Source organism: Arthrobacter terricola (assembly GCF_004354015.1).
In the GTDB taxonomy this organism is placed as follows: domain Bacteria; phylum Actinomycetota; class Actinomycetes; order Actinomycetales; family Micrococcaceae; genus Arthrobacter; species Arthrobacter terricola.
Genome location: NZ_SMRU01000059.1, coordinates 1 through 15006, shown reverse-complemented (window position 1 = coordinate 15006; position 15006 = coordinate 1). Strand labels below are relative to the sequence as shown.

Here is a 15006-nt window from a genome sequence, read left to right as displayed (position 1 = left end):
CGGTCGGGCTGACAGGATTTGAACCTGCGACCCCTTGACCCCCAGTAACAAGGCCACCATATCCCCACTGTCCCGTGGGTGCATCTGGTGGCCTTGTGCCTCATATATAGGGGCTATGCATCTCCGCTAGTTCCCTCTTGTTTTCGGGCCTTTCCGGCAGGGTGCACACACGAGTGCACTCACATCAACCGGAGCCGTGTTGCTCTTGGGCGTGTGCTCGGGCCTGACCTTGGGTGGATCCCCGTCTTGGTCCGCCCGCGGGTCGATGAGCCGGGGATCGATGTCCAACGCCTGAGCCAGGGTAGTCACCCTTTCGGGTGGCACTCTGCGCTTTCCGCTCTCGTAGTTGGACAGGGTGGAGTGATTCGCTCCCACAAGCAAGCTGAGGTCCACGAGTGTGAGCTTCTTGCGACGGCGTTCGCGTTTGATGATGTGCCCGATTCGGGCGTCAAGGAGGGTCACGGATGCAAGTATGCCAGACGTTCCCATTAGGTGTAATTAGATGCAATTACGTGCAGTTAGATGTAATTAGGTGCTACTTCGCTTGGGAATCCGTTCCCGCCTCGCCCCGGTTCCGACACGTGGGCCACGCGGTGCTGTTCCTGGGGATTTGTGATTCATCGCCACAATGGCTTTGACATCATCTACCGTGAACCGGATCTGACTTCCAAGCAGGACGTGAGGCCACTGTTGTTCCCTCTTTAAACGGTACGCATGAGAACGTCCGATCCGAAGCAATTCGGCAAGCTGCTCGATGTCTATGAGCCGAAGATCGTCCATCGCCAAATTATATCGAGACAGCCAGAAGGGGCATCCAGCCGCGGATAAGGATGGACGCCCCTTCGTTGTGACACTGCGGTCAACCACCACAGTGACCGCCAAGTTTTCCTTGATGAAGCTATTCTACCGCAGAACGGCCCAACAGTTAAGTAATTGCTTATGTAATCTCGTCGCCGTTTGACCGTGCCCCTATTAATACGGAACACCCTCCCCTACTATCAGCGTATGAAACCAATATTGGGGGTAGCCAGTGCTGTCGTGCTGGCAGTTTCACTCGCGGCATGCAGTTCAACAGCAGAAGCAAAACCGGCAAGCTCTCCCACCGCGACACCGAAGCCGACAACCTATTACGGCGAAACAGCATCCGCGATCGCAGCGCTGATCCCGGATTGCACGGACGTGAAGTCTTTGCCAGTGGCCAAGGGCGGACCTGATTTGGCGTCTATAGGTACGTGCGTACTCGGTGGCCGCACGGTGGACGTTTACAGTTGGGCAAACAGAAACGCCGAGATAGGGATGGGATCTGTCATACAGGCCAACAAAGAGGCCGTCACCTACGCCAGCGGCACCGGGTGGGCCGCATTCGTCAGGCGCGACATGACTTTTCAGTGGCAGCTTACGAACCAAGCAGACAAGCTACTAGCCGATTCATTCAACGGATCCACCCCCGCTGCGGCTGATCTTCCCGGAGAGCTTGAGGTAGCGAAAAAGGTCGCTGATGCCTTGGGCGGACAAGTGTCGCAGTATCGGCCTTAGGACGGCGGAAACCCGCTATCAGTGGTCACCGTCTTAGGCTGCAAGGTAGGCCGGAATGACCAAGACGGTACCGTCCGAGTCAACGACCTTGAGGTAACGCTTCGGTGCAGAAGGCAGCGCTGCGGCTCCTCCCGCTGCGCCCACAGTGGTTTGCGTCAAACCCGCCGCGTACCACTTAGGTCCTGATGACGTGATGCCCACCATAACAGTCCCCCCGGAATCGTGGGCGAACATGCCCTGGCGGCTCCGAAACGCGCCAGTGATATCCACGTAGCCCTGTGCCGCTGTTGCGCCTGCGGGCCACCATTCCTGAATGTTCTTCGTCTGGCCTGCCGCCGCGCCGACCCGGAGGCTTACGAAGTCTGTTGTTGACGCCGGCAGAATGCGTGCAAACGGCGTGTTGCCACTGCTGACAGAGACGCCGGCTAGGTTCACGTTGAACAGGCCGTCGCCACTTGCAGGATTGATGCCGAGACTGGTCTGCGTCTCAATGCGGTCAACGACCTTCACTCCGAAGTTGCTAGTCGCGCCCCCGGAGGTGTCCTGAGCGAACCCCACGTAAGTTCCTACGGACGCTGACGCGTCCTTTTGAACCTGTGCAAAGAACGAGTAGCCGTAGGCCGTTGATGAGACTCCTTTGAACCCAGCGCGTCCCGAGACCGCGACAGTCTTGCCAGTTACGGTGACGTTGTTCTCAACCTGTGAGATACCTTCCAGCGCCGTCGTGGACGCGGCCTGGGTGAAAGGCACACCTCCGTCCTTGAGAAGGACCGCGCTGGAGAAGCCCTCGGCTACATCATCCGTTGTCGGCCCCCAATAATTGGTGATCGCGTACCCGCCCTGGGTTGTTTTGGGAACACCAGCGCCCGGGGTGTTCCTCCCGTACTCTTGATAGATTCCGAAGGCACCAGCTATGTCTGCCGGTGATCCAGTGCCAGAGAACCCGAAGGATGACCCGGTGCCGAAAATGTAGGCCGTCCCATAGGTGAGTGAGGTCTTGCGACGGACTCCCATGGGGCCGACCGAAGGATCAACTACAGGAATGAAACTTGGTGACAGTGCCCAGTTGGCGGCGTCAGCTGCATAGGTTGAAGGGGACGTGCCCGAAGTGGTGCGGGATACGAGATCCCCGTTGGGGTTGATACACAGGTCAACACCGCCGCCGATGTATGGGGTGTTGGGTTGCCATTTCGCGGGGCGGTTGTTGAAGTCCCGGTTCAGGTTTTCGGCTGAGAGCGGCGTACCACCCATCGGGCCATTTGCGTATGCGGTCATTTCTTCCTGTCCTAGATGAAGCGCTTTTAGCGTGAGGGGCGGCGTGCCGCGTCCCGGTTAGCTGCGTTGATGCCGTTGGTTACTCGGGTGTCTGCGACGGCTGCGACGTATGCGGTGAATTCGTGACCGTCCACAACGAGCTTGACGGTTGACGGGAAAGCCGGGGCCGGTGCGCCCTGCTGTGGTGGGAGCTGCCCGGTCTGGTTCATGTAATTCAGTGCAGGCAGGCCAATGGACTCCGCAGACGCGCGCTTCACAACAAACTCACGTGGGGTGAGCCACGCCGGGACGGTATCCGTGCCGCGTGGCTCGCCGGGATGACCGCCCGTGGCAAGGTACGCCACGGAACCACCATGCGCGTACCCAAGGAATGATCCCCTGGCCGCGTTGCCGGTTCCCGAACCGGGTGTTTCCGCCGTTCCCGGCGTCGAAACGTAGGTTTCCTGTTCACCGGTCGTCGGGTTGGTTCGGGTTCCCAGCGTGTCAGCTGTTTTCTGGGTGGACTCGCGGGTGATCAGGTCAATGGTTTTGCCGTGGACCGCGTCAACCTGCCGCTGGAACTCGGCAATGTCCGCCTCAGCCTTAGCTTTGTCGATTTCAAGCTTTGTCGGCGGGACACTCTTCGGGATCTGGAACAGCTTGTCAATGTAATTGGTGACAGCGTCCCGGTCCACGCCGTGCGCTACGGCGTTGTCAATGATCTGCTGCCGCATCGTCTTGTACTGCTCCAGGGACTGGCCGGTTGCGTTCTGCAACCCGCCGTTCGCCTCGACAACACCTTCAAGGGCCTGCACTTGGCCGTTGAGCTGGCCGCGCAACGCGACCGACGCGGCGGACATGTCACCAATGTTGGTCGTGGTGAAATGGATCTTCTTACCGGTCTTGTCGATGTGGTCGCCCATGTTCGCCAGTGACGAATCAAAGGAGTTCTGCGCCTGAGCCGCTGACAAGGTTTTACCGTTCAACGAATCCCACGCCTGCTTGAGCAGGTCGGCAGCGTTGTTTTGGAGTTGCAGCTTCACGGTTGTCTCAGCCGTCTGGTCAGCGGCTTTCTGCTGCGCATCCGTCGCCGCCTGATACATGGACACCGACACCCCATACTGGGCTGCCTGACCCTGCAAAGCGATCTGCTCAGCAGTCAACGCCCCCGTGGTCTTATCCATCGCGGCGGCTTGGTCAATGTTGTCCTGCTTGGACTTCTGAATAGCCGCAGACTGGCCCCCAAGCGCGTTGGTCACCGTGTCAACGGCCTTACCCATGGCGATCTGGTCAGATGACGCCACACGTGCCGCGCTACCGCCCGCTACCACGTGCTGGTGGTAGTCGTTCGCGTAATCCTTGCCCTTCTTCACCGCGTCATTCACGATGTCCTGCGCCCCGGCAACCCCCATCAGTGCGTCTGTGAGGACGGTCTGGGTGATGCCAAGCTTCCGGGCGGCATCGTACGCCCCGGCATCCGAGAGGGCTTTGGCGGCTTGCGCCCGGACGTGATTACCCAGTTCCTCGTTGTCGTCCTTCAACGCCTGGGTGTAGTCCTGCGTGGCCGCTGTGGCCTGCTGCGTGGACGCCGCCGAAGTAGCGGCAGCAATGCTAATACCAGCGAGCAGGGCCGTGAAAATACCCACAACGGGGATGGCAAGATTCACGGAGACGCCTAAGATTTCAACCTGTAGCGCGGATAGCGCCGCAGTTTCCCCAAAGGTACCAACGGCTACCGAGGCCAATTTGAACGCTGGCCCAATGAGAACAGCGGTAGCCACAATGCTTTCCAGCACGGGCAGCGGGAAACTGTTGAGCAACCCGGTTACCGCGTTGAGGAACCCGATCACTACCGGCCCGAGCGGCGCGAACGCGGCAAGGATCCGGCCAGCCAGAGTCACCAAATTCTCAATCAGGGTCATGGTACCCGGCAGGTTGTCCCGCGCGTACTGGATGAACTCCGTAAAACCATTCGTCCCCGTAAAGCTAAACAGCCACGTCACGAACTTGGACAACTGGACCGTGCCGTCCTGGATCAGCGGGTTCATCTGCTGCAAACCGTCAAGAACACCCTTGAGCGCCGTGTTCCCCATGACGCCAAGCGCTGCCGCCCCGTCACTGAGGAACTGGTTCAGGAACGGCATCTTGACGTTGATCTCAGCCACGGCGGTGTTGAACTGGCCCAGCATCGCGTTAGCCGACGAAGACCCCAGCTCGGACAGATCACCTTTCAGCGCGGACAGGCCTGCGGCGTACTCGTTGCCGACAGTGGTCCCGTCTTCCATTTCTTTCTTGATCGCGACAATGGCGGCGACACCACCAGCGGCCATCCCACCGAACGCCACACCCAAACCAACAGCAGCAGCGGAAATAGCAGCCACCGGGCCAAGGAGCGCCGGCGCAAGAGCAATCAGCACCTGCCAGCCGCTGATACGCTGCTTATTAGCGGACACGGCCTTGTTGGTGGCCTGGGCTTCCTGCTCAGTGGCCTGGGCCGCCTGCTCGATTTCGCTGATGGCCTTCAACCGGGCATCGGAAAGCTTCGCCTCCGCATCATACTCGGCATCCATCGCTTTCTTGTGCGTCAACCGGGCCTGCGCGGCCTGTAACGAGTCATCGCCGTACTTCTTCGTTACCGCGTCAAGCTTCGCCTGGGAAATAGCTGACCGCTGGTAGGCGTTATCTAGGTTCCGCTCAGCCATCGACACCGCGTCAAGTTTCGCGAGGGCTTCGCCCACGTTCGCGTCAACCTTGATCGACGGGTCAATAGTCCCGAGTTCGCGAGCCTTAGCCTCGGCCTTGTCCATCTCGGCGGTCCAGGCCGAAGAATCAACCTTCAGCTTCGCGGTGATGTTACCGACGTTCGTTGTGTCTTCAGACAATGAGTTCTCCTGCTACTCGATTACCTGGCGTAGCTCTTCGCCCAGGATCTCGATAACCTTGTCCTTCTCCGTGAATACCGAGGACGTGAGATAGAACGACTGGCCTTCTTCGTGGCGCAACGGTTTCCCATACTTAGACACGCCGAACTCCTGATAGCGAGCGTACGGACCATCGAACTTCACGGTGGCCCCGTCCGAATCAGCGTCGGTATGGGCCTCGGCCCGCAAATTGCCCGTCTCCAACGGGGCACGCGAAACGGCGACTTCCCGCAGATGCTCCATGGCTTTGAAAGACGCCTCCGGAACCGCGGCCAACACTTCCTCGGTGACCTTGCCAAGGTCGAGGTCAAAATCCCATTCGATGCTCACCTCAGGACGCTGCGCTTCCGGTTCGCTCCGGAGCGCCCAAGAGGACCGACAGACGGCCCTCTTTGTGAGCGGTCACGATCTGCTCGGGAGTCATCGCCTTCAACTCGGCTTCCGTGACCTGGGCGCTCATTCGCCGTATGCCTCTTCACGGGTGATGACCACCAAGCCCATACGGGCGATTTCCTCATCAGTGAACGGCTCGTCCTTCACGACGACACCCCCGCCACTCCCCCGGTAGAAATGCTTCGCCGTGGATTCAGGGATCTCCGCGTCAATGCCCGCGAGGTCAGCGAACACATCCACGCCGGCATCAACGTGCGGCAGGTGCTTGAACTTGCCCTCCCGAACGAGCAGGTCAACGGCTCGGTTCAGGAAAAGGGAGGGGTCGAACTCTTCCACCCGTCGCCGGTCAGCAATGACACCAGCGACACCGAACGACCCGCCACCCGTCGTCAACCCAACACGGCCATGCTCCGCAGGCGGCGCACTCGGGTTCTTGTGCTCCGGAATCCCCAGAGCAACAGCCCTCTGCCGCCAACCACGAATCTGCGCATTACGGGCATCCGCCGCTTCATGGAAAGCCCGCACCGAGTCCACAACCGCGCTCAGAAGCTTGGCGAGATCCTTACCCCCGCTTTTCGAGGCCGCGAGGATCTCCCCATGCAGAGCCTCGCAGTCACGCAAACGGGCCGCGGCCTTCGCCCGATCCGCCTTACGCCGAGTGCCCTCAAGGCGCATCTTCGCCCAACGGCTCAAGCCCACCTGAGCCTGGAGATCCGCAGCCGTGACAGTATCATCACCGTCAACAATCCGGTTCTCCAGTTCGGTGACGAGATCCTCAGCATCGCGGGCTTCCTGCTCGGCAGCGGCAACGTCAGCGTCAGTCACCAACAGTTCATCGTTTGCGTGTTCCTCGGCCATTACGTGGTCTTCCCAAATCTGTAGTCATTCAAAGCTTCCGGAGAGATAAGCCACTGACGACCCAGCTTGCTAGCGGAAAGCCGCCCCTGCTCGCAGGCCCGTCGTACGGAACGCTCGGTGCACTGGAGCAGGGACGCCGCCTCAGCAGACGTTTTCCATGACTCACCCTGTATATCCATACTGCTCCTTTCATGAATATGCAGTCCTTTCACGGACAGGGCCTCTTCGTGCTTCACCGCCGCCGCATTTAGTGCGTGCAGCAACCCCACAACCTTGGCCGAAGGCCGACCGCCAGCGTTCCGCTGAGACTCCTGCATAACGCCCAACACCAGAAGCCGAAGCATCCCGTCCGCAACGTCGGCGGGGACCAAAACCGACCCGTCAGAACACACCAGTCGCGAATAAGCCCCAGGCAATTCCGGCCTCACCATCCCGACCCCTTCTCACTGCCGGTAGGCACCATGAACGGCATGCGCAGATGAGCCACAGGGCGGGCCTGGACGGGCACCACAAGCCCCGACGAAGTAGTTACCGTCTCGATGTCCAAAGGCGAACTCCCAGAGCCGCCAGAGCGTGAATACAGGCGCGAAACACCCTGCATATTCACGCTCGAAACGGCCTGCATGAGCGCTAATATTCCGTCGTCATGCCCAGCTCGTTCCGGCACGGCGATACGCAGACTCCCCGTCTGCAACTGCTCAAACTCAAGGCTGCGCATCTGCTTCAACAACTCAGGATCCCGCGGCAAAACCAACTGATTCCGCTGCAACAACACCTTGATCTTCGAAAAGCCCGACATCTTACGGCGGTTGTCAGTCCACACTTTGTACACTCCGCAATCAGCGCCCGCCGCGTGAGCCTTTTCCCGAAGATTCTGCGTCACAGGCTCACCCGGACCATTCACCTCCGACGCGATCACCGGCAAGTAATACCGGCCCGCAGTCTCCACAACACGGTCAATGAACCGGCTGTACGGCCACCCGTGACGAACCTCAAGCCACGGCACAAACAGGGCATAATCGTCCCCGAGCATCCCCCGGTTAGCGCCCCAGTCCTCCAACACCGAAACCAAAGCCATAGCCGAAGCGTCCTGAGCGTAACCCCAGTCAAGGCCAGCCGCCGCCGCATACGGCCTCTCAAACCACGACTCCAGATCCTCAGGCGGGCACATCCGGTAATCCGCAACAGCGCCCATGATTTCCGACTCGCTGAAATAGCTGCCCGCATCATCAGTCCACTCGGCCAAAAACTCGCGCCGGAAATACTCCGCAGTCTCACGCTGCCGGATCTGCTCCAACAAAGCAGCATCAACAAGCGGACTCACAGACGACGGCCAATGCCACGACTCAACCTGATCGCTCGGGGCATCCATTCCCCGCTGCCACAAAGCACGGAAGAAATGATCCACCCCACCCCACGGCGTGGAAACCAGGATCACCCGCGAGCCCGGACGGGCAATGATCGCCGGTTCAGCAGCCCGCCAAATCTCCGGATCAATGAAGCCGGCTTCGTCAAGCACCAGGAGGTCGATTGCCCAGCCACGGATCTGCCGCTGAGACGCCGGCACACTGATAATCCGCGAGCCGTTGGACAGCGTCAGCAGCGACTTCGAATCATCCAACACCGAACCCCTCAGCAACGGCGAACCTACCGCGAGCGCCTGACATTCCTCCAGGAGACGACGGGATGCCACCTCACCAGCCGACACCAACAACACAGTGATATTCCCCCGCGTAGCCGCTTCAAACAGTGCAATTGTTGACAGGGTGGTGGACTTGCCCACCTGTCTCCCCGCACAAATTAGCCGATGGCGGGCAGCCGACCGGGCCACACTCAACTGATGCGGCCACAACGGGCGACCCAACACCCGCTCAGCAAACGCCCCCGGATCAGTAGCAGGGCTATACTCACTTACCGCCGTCAACAACATCACCCCTCGTAGCCCGCTCATGCTGCTCCCGCATCGCCGTCAACGTCGCCGCAGCATCAGCCTGCCTGCCCTGGGCCACGTCCTTACCCAGCCTTGCCGCGCTCAACGGATCCAAACCAAGCCGCGCACGATGACCCGCCGCAGCACTATCGAGCTTCCGCCACAACTCCAGCGGGGACATGCGCCCCTGGCCCGATTGAGTAGCCTGCTCCATGCCCATGCCATCCAGCCAGTCAGCGACAAGCGCCACCTTCGCCTCAGCCTGCGCCCACGCCTGCACTGCCGCCGCGAACCGGGGTGCCCTAAGGTAGGCCAGCGCATCATCAGCCAGCAGCTCGACCGCGAGCGCCTCCGCGACAGGGTCAACCTTCCGTGGGGAGCGTGCCCCATGCTTCACCGCCAGCTCATTGCCAGGAGCGAACGGAGGCCGCTGCCCCTCAAACTCAGGCGTCCATCCCTCGGGGGCTTCCAAGTGCTCAGACATTGGCACCACCGCCCGTGGCGGCTGGGTAGACCCGCGCCCATGCTTCCGGGGCAGGACATGCGGGCCATTCCTCGGGCCATCCAAGGCGCATCCACCGCACCGCAGTAGCCGACAACACGGCATCCGGGGCGATGTCCTGGGCTTCAAGAATGAGCGCGGCGTACTCAGCATCAACGATGAACGTTGCACGCTGGCCGGTGCTGTTGGCTGTGACTCGGAGAACCCCGGAACCTGCCGTGTGCTCAGGAAGTCCCAAGCCTGCGGGGTTTCCAAGCCCGGTCAGGTGATGGAGTGTGTAGGTCTCTTCGTCCGTCACGGTTCAGCCCTCCACACGTCGGCCACCAAAGCGATGTCATCGGTTGTGTCCAGGTGCAACGCTTCGAGTGCTTCACTGATGGCTAGGCCGGCATCGTGCACGGCTTCGGGCACTTCATGGCCGTTGGCTAGCTCGATCTGTTCGAGCGCGTTCACGGCTCCACCGAGGCCCCATGCCGCAGCCCAGTCCCGGAGCTTGTCAGTGGCGCTCAATTGGCCACCACTCCCCCAAAAGCCTCTTGACCGGGCGTCAAAGGCCGACGATAAAACCGCAGGTCAGAGGCCGATTCACTATGCGTGTGTGCACTTGTGTGTGCACCTGTCGCGTGTTCCAAGATCATCGGAGAACACAAGCCACGCTCCACAAGCGAGCGAGCCAAGGACTCCAGGTGGCGGGCGGTCAAAGGAAGATGGGCATCGCGCGCGGGGTTCGAGCCACCACGAGCGGCAGAGCGGGCGGACCGGCTGGCCCTTGTGTTGGTGTTTGTTCGGGGCATTTTGGGGTTCTCCTGTGTATGTGTATCTCTGTGTATCCGGTGTGTATCCCGGATACGGTTGAGTGTGTGTATCCCCCCTCTCTTCTTAAGAGGGGATACACTCACACTGCTTTTAGGCCTGGGTGTGTATCCCGGTTGTTGGGGATTCGGTGGAGTGTGGCGTTTTTGGGGCCGGGGTAGGTTTCGATTTGGCCTGTGTTGATGAGTTGTTGGATGGCTGCGCGTTTGGCGTCTTGTTTGCCTCTGACGGCTGTGTCGATGGTGCGGAAGCTTGGGGGCGTTGGTGCGTCTTGGATGGTTTGGAGTATGTCGCCGCTGAGTTGGGTGAGTTTGTCGGTGGTGCCGGTGTCTGGGAAGTCGCGTGGGGGCATGAGCGCGTATTTGATGGTTTTGCGGTCGGTGGAGTCGATGAGGGCGACGGCTATTTCTTGGGTGCGGTCTGATTTGCGCCATTCGCCGCCGTAGGGGCGGACGAGTCCGGGGCGGTCTTTGCCGATGCGGATTGCGAGTTTGCCGGCCATGCCTACGCCGATGGGTGCGATGACTTCGACGGAGTATGAGGCTCCGGTGAGGTAGCTCATTTTGGCTTGTGCGCCGATGGCGAAGCGTCCGCGGCCTTCTGCTGATTTGGTGACGTGGTCGATGAGGACGACTGCGGCTCCGGTGCGTTGGGCGATTTGGCGGGGTACTTTGCGGCCCCATGCGCTTACTTCATCGTTGTCCATGGATCCGACGCCGTAGACGGAGAACGCTTCGGTTACGCCGTCGATGACTGCGAGGGAGTACCGGGTTTGCATGAGTTGTTCCCATGCTTGGTGTTCCGCGGCTAGCCCGTAGGGGCTGCATTCGGGGCGGATGTAGTGGAGGTTCCCGCTGATTTGTTCGGGGGTGGCTCCGAGCATGAGCAGCCGTGTGACGACGGTTGCTTGGTCGGATTCGAAGTCGATGAAGAGGGCGCGTCTACCGGCGTTGAGTTCTTGCGCGGTGACGGCGTGCATGAGCAGTGATTTTCCGGATTCGGATTCGCCGTGTATCCCGTTTACTTTGCCGGGGTAGAGCAGTGCCACACCGTCTGTGCGTTGCATGTAGGTGGGTGGCTGGACTTTGTATGTGCCGTTGAGGACGGTTGTGAGGTCGATGGGTGACCATGATGTTGCTTCGGTGAGCGGTGGCGGTGTTTCGTCGTGGGTCAATTTGTTCGGTCCTTGGGGTGTGGGTCCGGGTGTCCTTGGGTGTGTGGGCCAGTCGCCGCTCATCTCGGCTGGCCCACGGGTGGTGCTGGGGGTTAGGCGGCTCGTTGGGGTGTGGGTTTGGTGGCGTGATCGTTGAATAGGTCTTCCCATTCGGTGGCGATGCCGTGTGAGTCTGCGGTGATGATCAGGTGGATGTCTTGGCGTGCGCCCCATGCGTGGGGGTCTGGGAAGCGTTCTTGTCCGCCGTATTCGCGGGGGAACCGTAGCGGGCTGTAGCTGTGGACGAGGAGTTCCACGACGGCGCGTGGCGGGAGTTTGGAGACTTCCCAGGAGTGGATGCGGTCGAGTTCGGCGGGGTCGTATGCGGTGGTTCCGCGGTCGCTGCTGTCGAATCGTGCTACGTCGATGGTGATTTTCTTGCTGATCATGGTGTGGCCTGTCTGTGGTGGTGACCGTGGCGGGGTGTGGGTTTGATTGCGTTGTTGAGTGCCGCCCATGCTTCGAGGGGCATTGTTTCGGTGGGTTTGGCTTCGGGCCGGATCCGGTTGGCCTCGGCTCTGAGGACTGTTTTGAGGATCGCGTTGGCTTGGTGGAGGTCCAGGAGGACGCGGGCGTAGTGGTCGGGGCCGAGGTCTTGCCGGCAGATGTTGAAATTCTTGGGGGTGCGGTTATCGCGTGTTGCGGCGAGGAATTGCACCCATTGGGTGGCTCGTTGTTCGGGTGTTCCGGTGATGGGCCGGTGTGCTGCCATTGGGCTTAGCCTTCGGGAAGGCTGTAGTACATGTCTGCGCACATGGGGCAGACGACGTTGTTTGCTGTCCCGCCTGACGCGGCGGCTGTCGCGGCGTAGTTCGTTTCGTTGGCGTTCCACGCGTGTCCGCACAGCGCATGCATGGTGGTCCCGAGGACCGCCGATTCTGTGATGTTGGACTTGAGCACGTAATGGAGGATGACCTCCGGGTAGGTCGGTGAAAGCAGCGGATTCTTGCGGGTGATCGTGGCGGTGTTCATGATGGCGAGACCTTGTTTCTTGTGGTGGTGGTTAGGTCGGATGGGTGCAGCCCCCAGGCTGCGTCTTATGCGTAGGGTTTCCGCGGTACGGCGTCCAAGGCTCCGAGCAGGTCGGCCAGACGGTAGATCTGCTGCGAGCCATCCTCAAGCTTGATGAGCACCTGATTTGGGCCGATGAGGTCAAACTCGATGGGCGCGGTTCCGGTTGTCGAGCGGACGACGGTGGACATCATGCGGCCCGTTCAGGAATGGTCCCCGCGTCGAGAATTTCTTGAATTACGCGGGTGCTGATGACGATGCGTCGGCCCAGACGGATGCTCGGGATCTCGCCCCGGTTGACAGCTTCGTACGCCTGTCGATGCCCGATGCCGAAGATGACCTCAAGGGCCGAGACGGGTGCAGTTGCCTTGCTGAGGATCTCTGCAACTTCTGGGGAGTAGGGAACTACCAATTTTCTCTCCTAGTTTGGGTTGAGCGAATACCGAAATCGCTCTTTCTCAAACAGTACCCCTGGGTGCGTTGAGTTGCAACCCGATTCCGCATACACTTTTTCCGAAACCGATAATTCCAATTTAGGGAGACTGGACGATGGCCTTACCAACACCGGAGGAACAGGTCGCGTTGAACCTGGAGCGGCTCCGAACGGAAGCCGGACTCACCTATGAGGGGCTAGCCCAAAGACTCATGGGGATGGGCATTCGCATCCACCCAAGCGCCATCCAGAAAACGGAGAAGAGCGGGCGCAAGGCAACCATCAAAGAGATGCTGGCATATGCCCGCGTCTTCAAGATCCCCGTAGAAAAGCTGTGGGGCGGCTATGCCCCAAGCGAAGAAGTCACCGCTGCGAAACGTGACCTCGCTGCCGCAGAGACGATCCTCAAGATTTCAAAGCAGGTCCGTCACGAATATGAACTGATCGTGGAATCTGTCTGTGAGCAGGCTGTGAGATATGACGTAGTCCGACAGGAGTTAGAAGGCGTCGTTGTTCAAGCTGCCCTCAGACTCGTGTTGGAAGAGCGGTTTTCGAAGGATGACAAACGTTCGGAGTTGAGCATCGTCGGGTCGGAACAGGCCGCAGATCTTCTAGGCGAGCTCGAAGGTGAAATTCCGATCGACGTTGAAACGGCGCTCGACTGCCTGGAGCGCTATCGGGAAAAGGTTCCGGAAGTTGAAAGGCAGCGGGCCAGTGCCGCAAGGAAAGAGGAAATGTTGGCTAGAGCAGAGGCGCTTGCCAGTCCGATGGCAGAACAGGGAAGGATTGAGAGTGGCGAATGACATTTTCCGGCGTTGTGGTTGCCGGGATGAGAACAAGAAGCAGTACGGGGCGAGGTGCCCGCAGCTCGCGAAGGATCCCAAGCACGGCACCTGGGGTTTCTATGTCGCTGCGGGTGTGGATCCAGCGACAGGTAAGCGCCGGCAGGTCAGGCAGGCTGGTTTTCCGACGCAGAAGGCCGCACGTGAGGCCCGGAACAAGGTAGCCAGATCACTGGACCAGGGCACCTACGTGAAGCGTTCAACCGAGCGATACGGGGACTACCTGGACGGCTGGCTGGAGCGTCACAAGGTCACGGGCAAGGGCCTGGAGGCAACCACCTATGACAACTACGCCCGGTATATCAAGAATGATATTAAGGGCACTGAGCTATCTCGGATGCTGCTGTCCGACATCCGTCGCTACCACCTCAACGACTTCCTCAGGGGCCTCTCAGAGGCCGGTAGAGGGGCCGTCACGGTTCGGCGTATAGCTGCCGTGCTGCAAGGCTCCCTGAGGGCCGCTGCACGGTCCCAGCGCATCGAGAACAACCCTGCCACCGAGCTGGAATTGCCGAAGGTGGAAAAGAAGCCAGTACAGGCATGGGAACCCGCCCAGGTCGGGCACTTCCTCGACGTGGCGGCTGCCCACCGGCTCGGGGCACTGTTCGAGCTGGCCATGTTCACGGGAATGCGCCGCGGCGAGCTGATCGGTCTGCGCTGGGCTGATGTTGACCTTCCCACGCGGACAATCGCCGTGAGGAACAACAGGGTTCAGGCCGATGGGCGGATTGTGGACAAGGGCACCAAGACGGATGCCGGTCAGCGCACGGTGGATCTCGATGACCGCGCCACGGGCGCATTGATCGGATGGCAGATAAAGCAGCAGGAAGAACAGGACGCAGGGCAAGAGGCCTACTCCCCCAGCGGCTACGTGTTCACAATGGAGGACGGACGACCGCTGAAACCTCAGTACGCGACACGTCTGTTTGAGAGCCTGCGAGTGAAGGCCGGTTTGCCGAAGCTGACGTTCAAGGGCCAGCGCCACGAGCACGCATCCTTGATGATCGCCGCGGAGGTGGATATCGCAGTGGTATCCAAGCGTCTGGGTCACAGCTCGATCAGTATTACGTCGGATATCTATGGGCACCTGATCGGGTCGGCATCCAGGAATGCAGCCGAGAACGCCGCCGCGTTGGTGCCGGCAAAAAAGGCTGGTGCACACACACTGCACTCACAAGCCCCGGTTACGGCCTGAGGGCAAAAGAAAAACCGCCCCAACACCGGGCTACTTCCCAGTGTTAGAGCGGTTTTTATCGGTCGGGCTGACAGGATTTGAACCTGCGACCCCTTGACCCCCAGT

General features: G+C 60.2%; 22 protein-coding genes. 4 read left to right on the top strand and 18 right to left on the bottom strand.

The genetic code is table 11. The annotated features are described in order from the left end of the window. Positions 1–126 precede the first annotated feature (126 nt). Positions 127–462: a helix-turn-helix domain-containing protein gene (locus tag E1809_RS25600; RefSeq protein ID WP_165962511.1), complete on the bottom strand. Its 336-nt coding sequence runs from the start codon at positions 460–462 to the stop codon at positions 127–129. A gap of 66 nt (positions 463–528) precedes the next feature. Beyond that, positions 529–780: a helix-turn-helix domain-containing protein gene (locus E1809_RS28090; protein WP_133207039.1), complete on the bottom strand. Its 252-nt coding sequence runs from the start codon at positions 778–780 to the stop codon at positions 529–531. Positions 781–1061: 281 nt separating this feature from the next. Between E1809_RS28090 and E1809_RS27225 the strand changes: the two genes are divergently transcribed. Further along, positions 1062–1214 (top strand): hypothetical protein, encoded by a 153-nt coding sequence (locus E1809_RS27225; RefSeq protein ID WP_205754337.1) that lies wholly within the window; start codon positions 1062–1064, stop codon positions 1212–1214. Between the two features lie 82 nt (positions 1215–1296). Continuing rightward, positions 1297–1536: a hypothetical protein gene (locus tag E1809_RS27220; RefSeq protein ID WP_205754336.1), complete on the top strand. Its 240-nt coding sequence runs from the start codon at positions 1297–1299 to the stop codon at positions 1534–1536. A 33-nt stretch (positions 1537–1569) separates the two neighbouring features. Here E1809_RS27220 and E1809_RS25585 read toward each other — a convergent pair whose 3' ends face one another. The 16 genes from E1809_RS25585 to E1809_RS25525 all read right to left on the bottom strand — a co-directional run bounded on the left by E1809_RS25585 (position 1570) and on the right by E1809_RS25525 (position 12843). Beyond that, positions 1570–2811 carry a hypothetical protein gene (locus E1809_RS25585; protein WP_133207037.1) on the bottom strand — a complete coding sequence of 414 codons (1242 nt, stop codon included), beginning with the start codon at positions 2809–2811 and terminating at the stop codon, positions 1570–1572. Positions 2812–2837: 26 nt separating this feature from the next. Next, the gene (locus E1809_RS25580) at positions 2838–5672 is read right to left on the bottom strand and encodes a hypothetical protein (RefSeq protein ID WP_133207036.1); all 2835 of its coding nucleotides are present in this window, start codon (positions 5670–5672) and stop codon (positions 2838–2840) included. 12 nt (positions 5673–5684) lie between these two features. After that, positions 5685–6041 (bottom strand): HK97-gp10 family putative phage morphogenesis protein, encoded by a 357-nt coding sequence (locus E1809_RS25575; RefSeq protein WP_133207035.1) that lies wholly within the window; start codon positions 6039–6041, stop codon positions 5685–5687. Position 6042: 1 nt separating this feature from the next. After that, complete coding sequence (locus E1809_RS27835; protein WP_268908739.1) at positions 6043–6171, bottom strand: hypothetical protein; 129 nt, start codon at positions 6169–6171, stop codon at positions 6043–6045. Then, complete coding sequence (locus E1809_RS25570) at positions 6168–6962, bottom strand: hypothetical protein (RefSeq protein ID WP_133207034.1); 795 nt, start codon at positions 6960–6962, stop codon at positions 6168–6170. Before E1809_RS25570 ends, E1809_RS27835 begins: the two co-directional genes overlap by 4 nt. Continuing rightward, complete coding sequence (locus E1809_RS28085) at positions 6962–7141, bottom strand: helix-turn-helix domain-containing protein (RefSeq protein WP_133207042.1); 180 nt, start codon at positions 7139–7141, stop codon at positions 6962–6964. Before E1809_RS28085 ends, E1809_RS25570 begins: the two co-directional genes overlap by 1 nt. 245 nt (positions 7142–7386) lie before the next feature. After that, positions 7387–8892, bottom strand: coding sequence for a terminase large subunit domain-containing protein (locus E1809_RS25560; RefSeq protein ID WP_133207041.1), 1506 nt, complete (start codon positions 8890–8892; stop codon positions 7387–7389). Continuing rightward, complete coding sequence (locus E1809_RS25555; protein WP_133207033.1) at positions 8870–9376, bottom strand: hypothetical protein; 507 nt, start codon at positions 9374–9376, stop codon at positions 8870–8872. Before E1809_RS25555 ends, E1809_RS25560 begins: the two co-directional genes overlap by 23 nt. Further along, positions 9369–9692, bottom strand: coding sequence for a hypothetical protein (locus E1809_RS25550; protein ID WP_133207032.1), 324 nt, complete (start codon positions 9690–9692; stop codon positions 9369–9371). The genes E1809_RS25555 and E1809_RS25550 overlap by 8 nt, the downstream gene beginning before the upstream one ends. Continuing rightward, positions 9689–9904 (bottom strand): hypothetical protein, encoded by a 216-nt coding sequence (locus E1809_RS25545; RefSeq protein WP_133207031.1) that lies wholly within the window; start codon positions 9902–9904, stop codon positions 9689–9691. Before E1809_RS25545 ends, E1809_RS25550 begins: the two co-directional genes overlap by 4 nt. Positions 9905–10289: 385 nt before the next feature. Beyond that, the gene (locus tag E1809_RS26935; RefSeq protein ID WP_165962509.1) at positions 10290–11381 is read right to left on the bottom strand and encodes an AAA family ATPase; all 1092 of its coding nucleotides are present in this window, start codon (positions 11379–11381) and stop codon (positions 10290–10292) included. Between the two features lie 92 nt (positions 11382–11473). Further along, a complete protein-coding gene (locus E1809_RS26930) occupies positions 11474–11809 on the bottom strand; it encodes a hypothetical protein (protein WP_165962508.1) in 336 nt (111 codons plus the stop codon). Further along, complete coding sequence (locus E1809_RS25535) at positions 11806–12132, bottom strand: hypothetical protein (RefSeq protein WP_133207030.1); 327 nt, start codon at positions 12130–12132, stop codon at positions 11806–11808. Before E1809_RS25535 ends, E1809_RS26930 begins: the two co-directional genes overlap by 4 nt. 5 nt (positions 12133–12137) lie before the next feature. Continuing rightward, positions 12138–12392: a DUF3039 domain-containing protein gene (locus E1809_RS25530; RefSeq protein WP_133207029.1), complete on the bottom strand. Its 255-nt coding sequence runs from the start codon at positions 12390–12392 to the stop codon at positions 12138–12140. A gap of 65 nt (positions 12393–12457) precedes the next feature. Then, on the bottom strand, positions 12458–12625 hold the full coding sequence (locus E1809_RS26925) for a hypothetical protein (protein WP_165962507.1): 168 nt from the start codon (positions 12623–12625) through the stop codon (positions 12458–12460). After that, positions 12622–12843, bottom strand: a complete 222-nt coding sequence (locus tag E1809_RS25525; protein WP_133207028.1) for a MerR family transcriptional regulator — start codon at positions 12841–12843, stop codon at positions 12622–12624. The genes E1809_RS26925 and E1809_RS25525 overlap by 4 nt, the downstream gene beginning before the upstream one ends. Before the next feature lie 137 nt (positions 12844–12980). Between E1809_RS25525 and E1809_RS25520 the strand changes: the two genes are divergently transcribed. Next, entirely contained in the window at positions 12981–13667 is a 687-nt protein-coding gene (locus tag E1809_RS25520) for a helix-turn-helix transcriptional regulator (protein WP_133207027.1), read from the top strand. Next, positions 13657–14901, top strand: a complete 1245-nt coding sequence (locus tag E1809_RS25515; RefSeq protein WP_165962506.1) for a tyrosine-type recombinase/integrase — start codon at positions 13657–13659, stop codon at positions 14899–14901. Before E1809_RS25520 ends, E1809_RS25515 begins: the two co-directional genes overlap by 11 nt. The last annotated feature ends 105 nt before the right edge of the window (positions 14902–15006 follow it).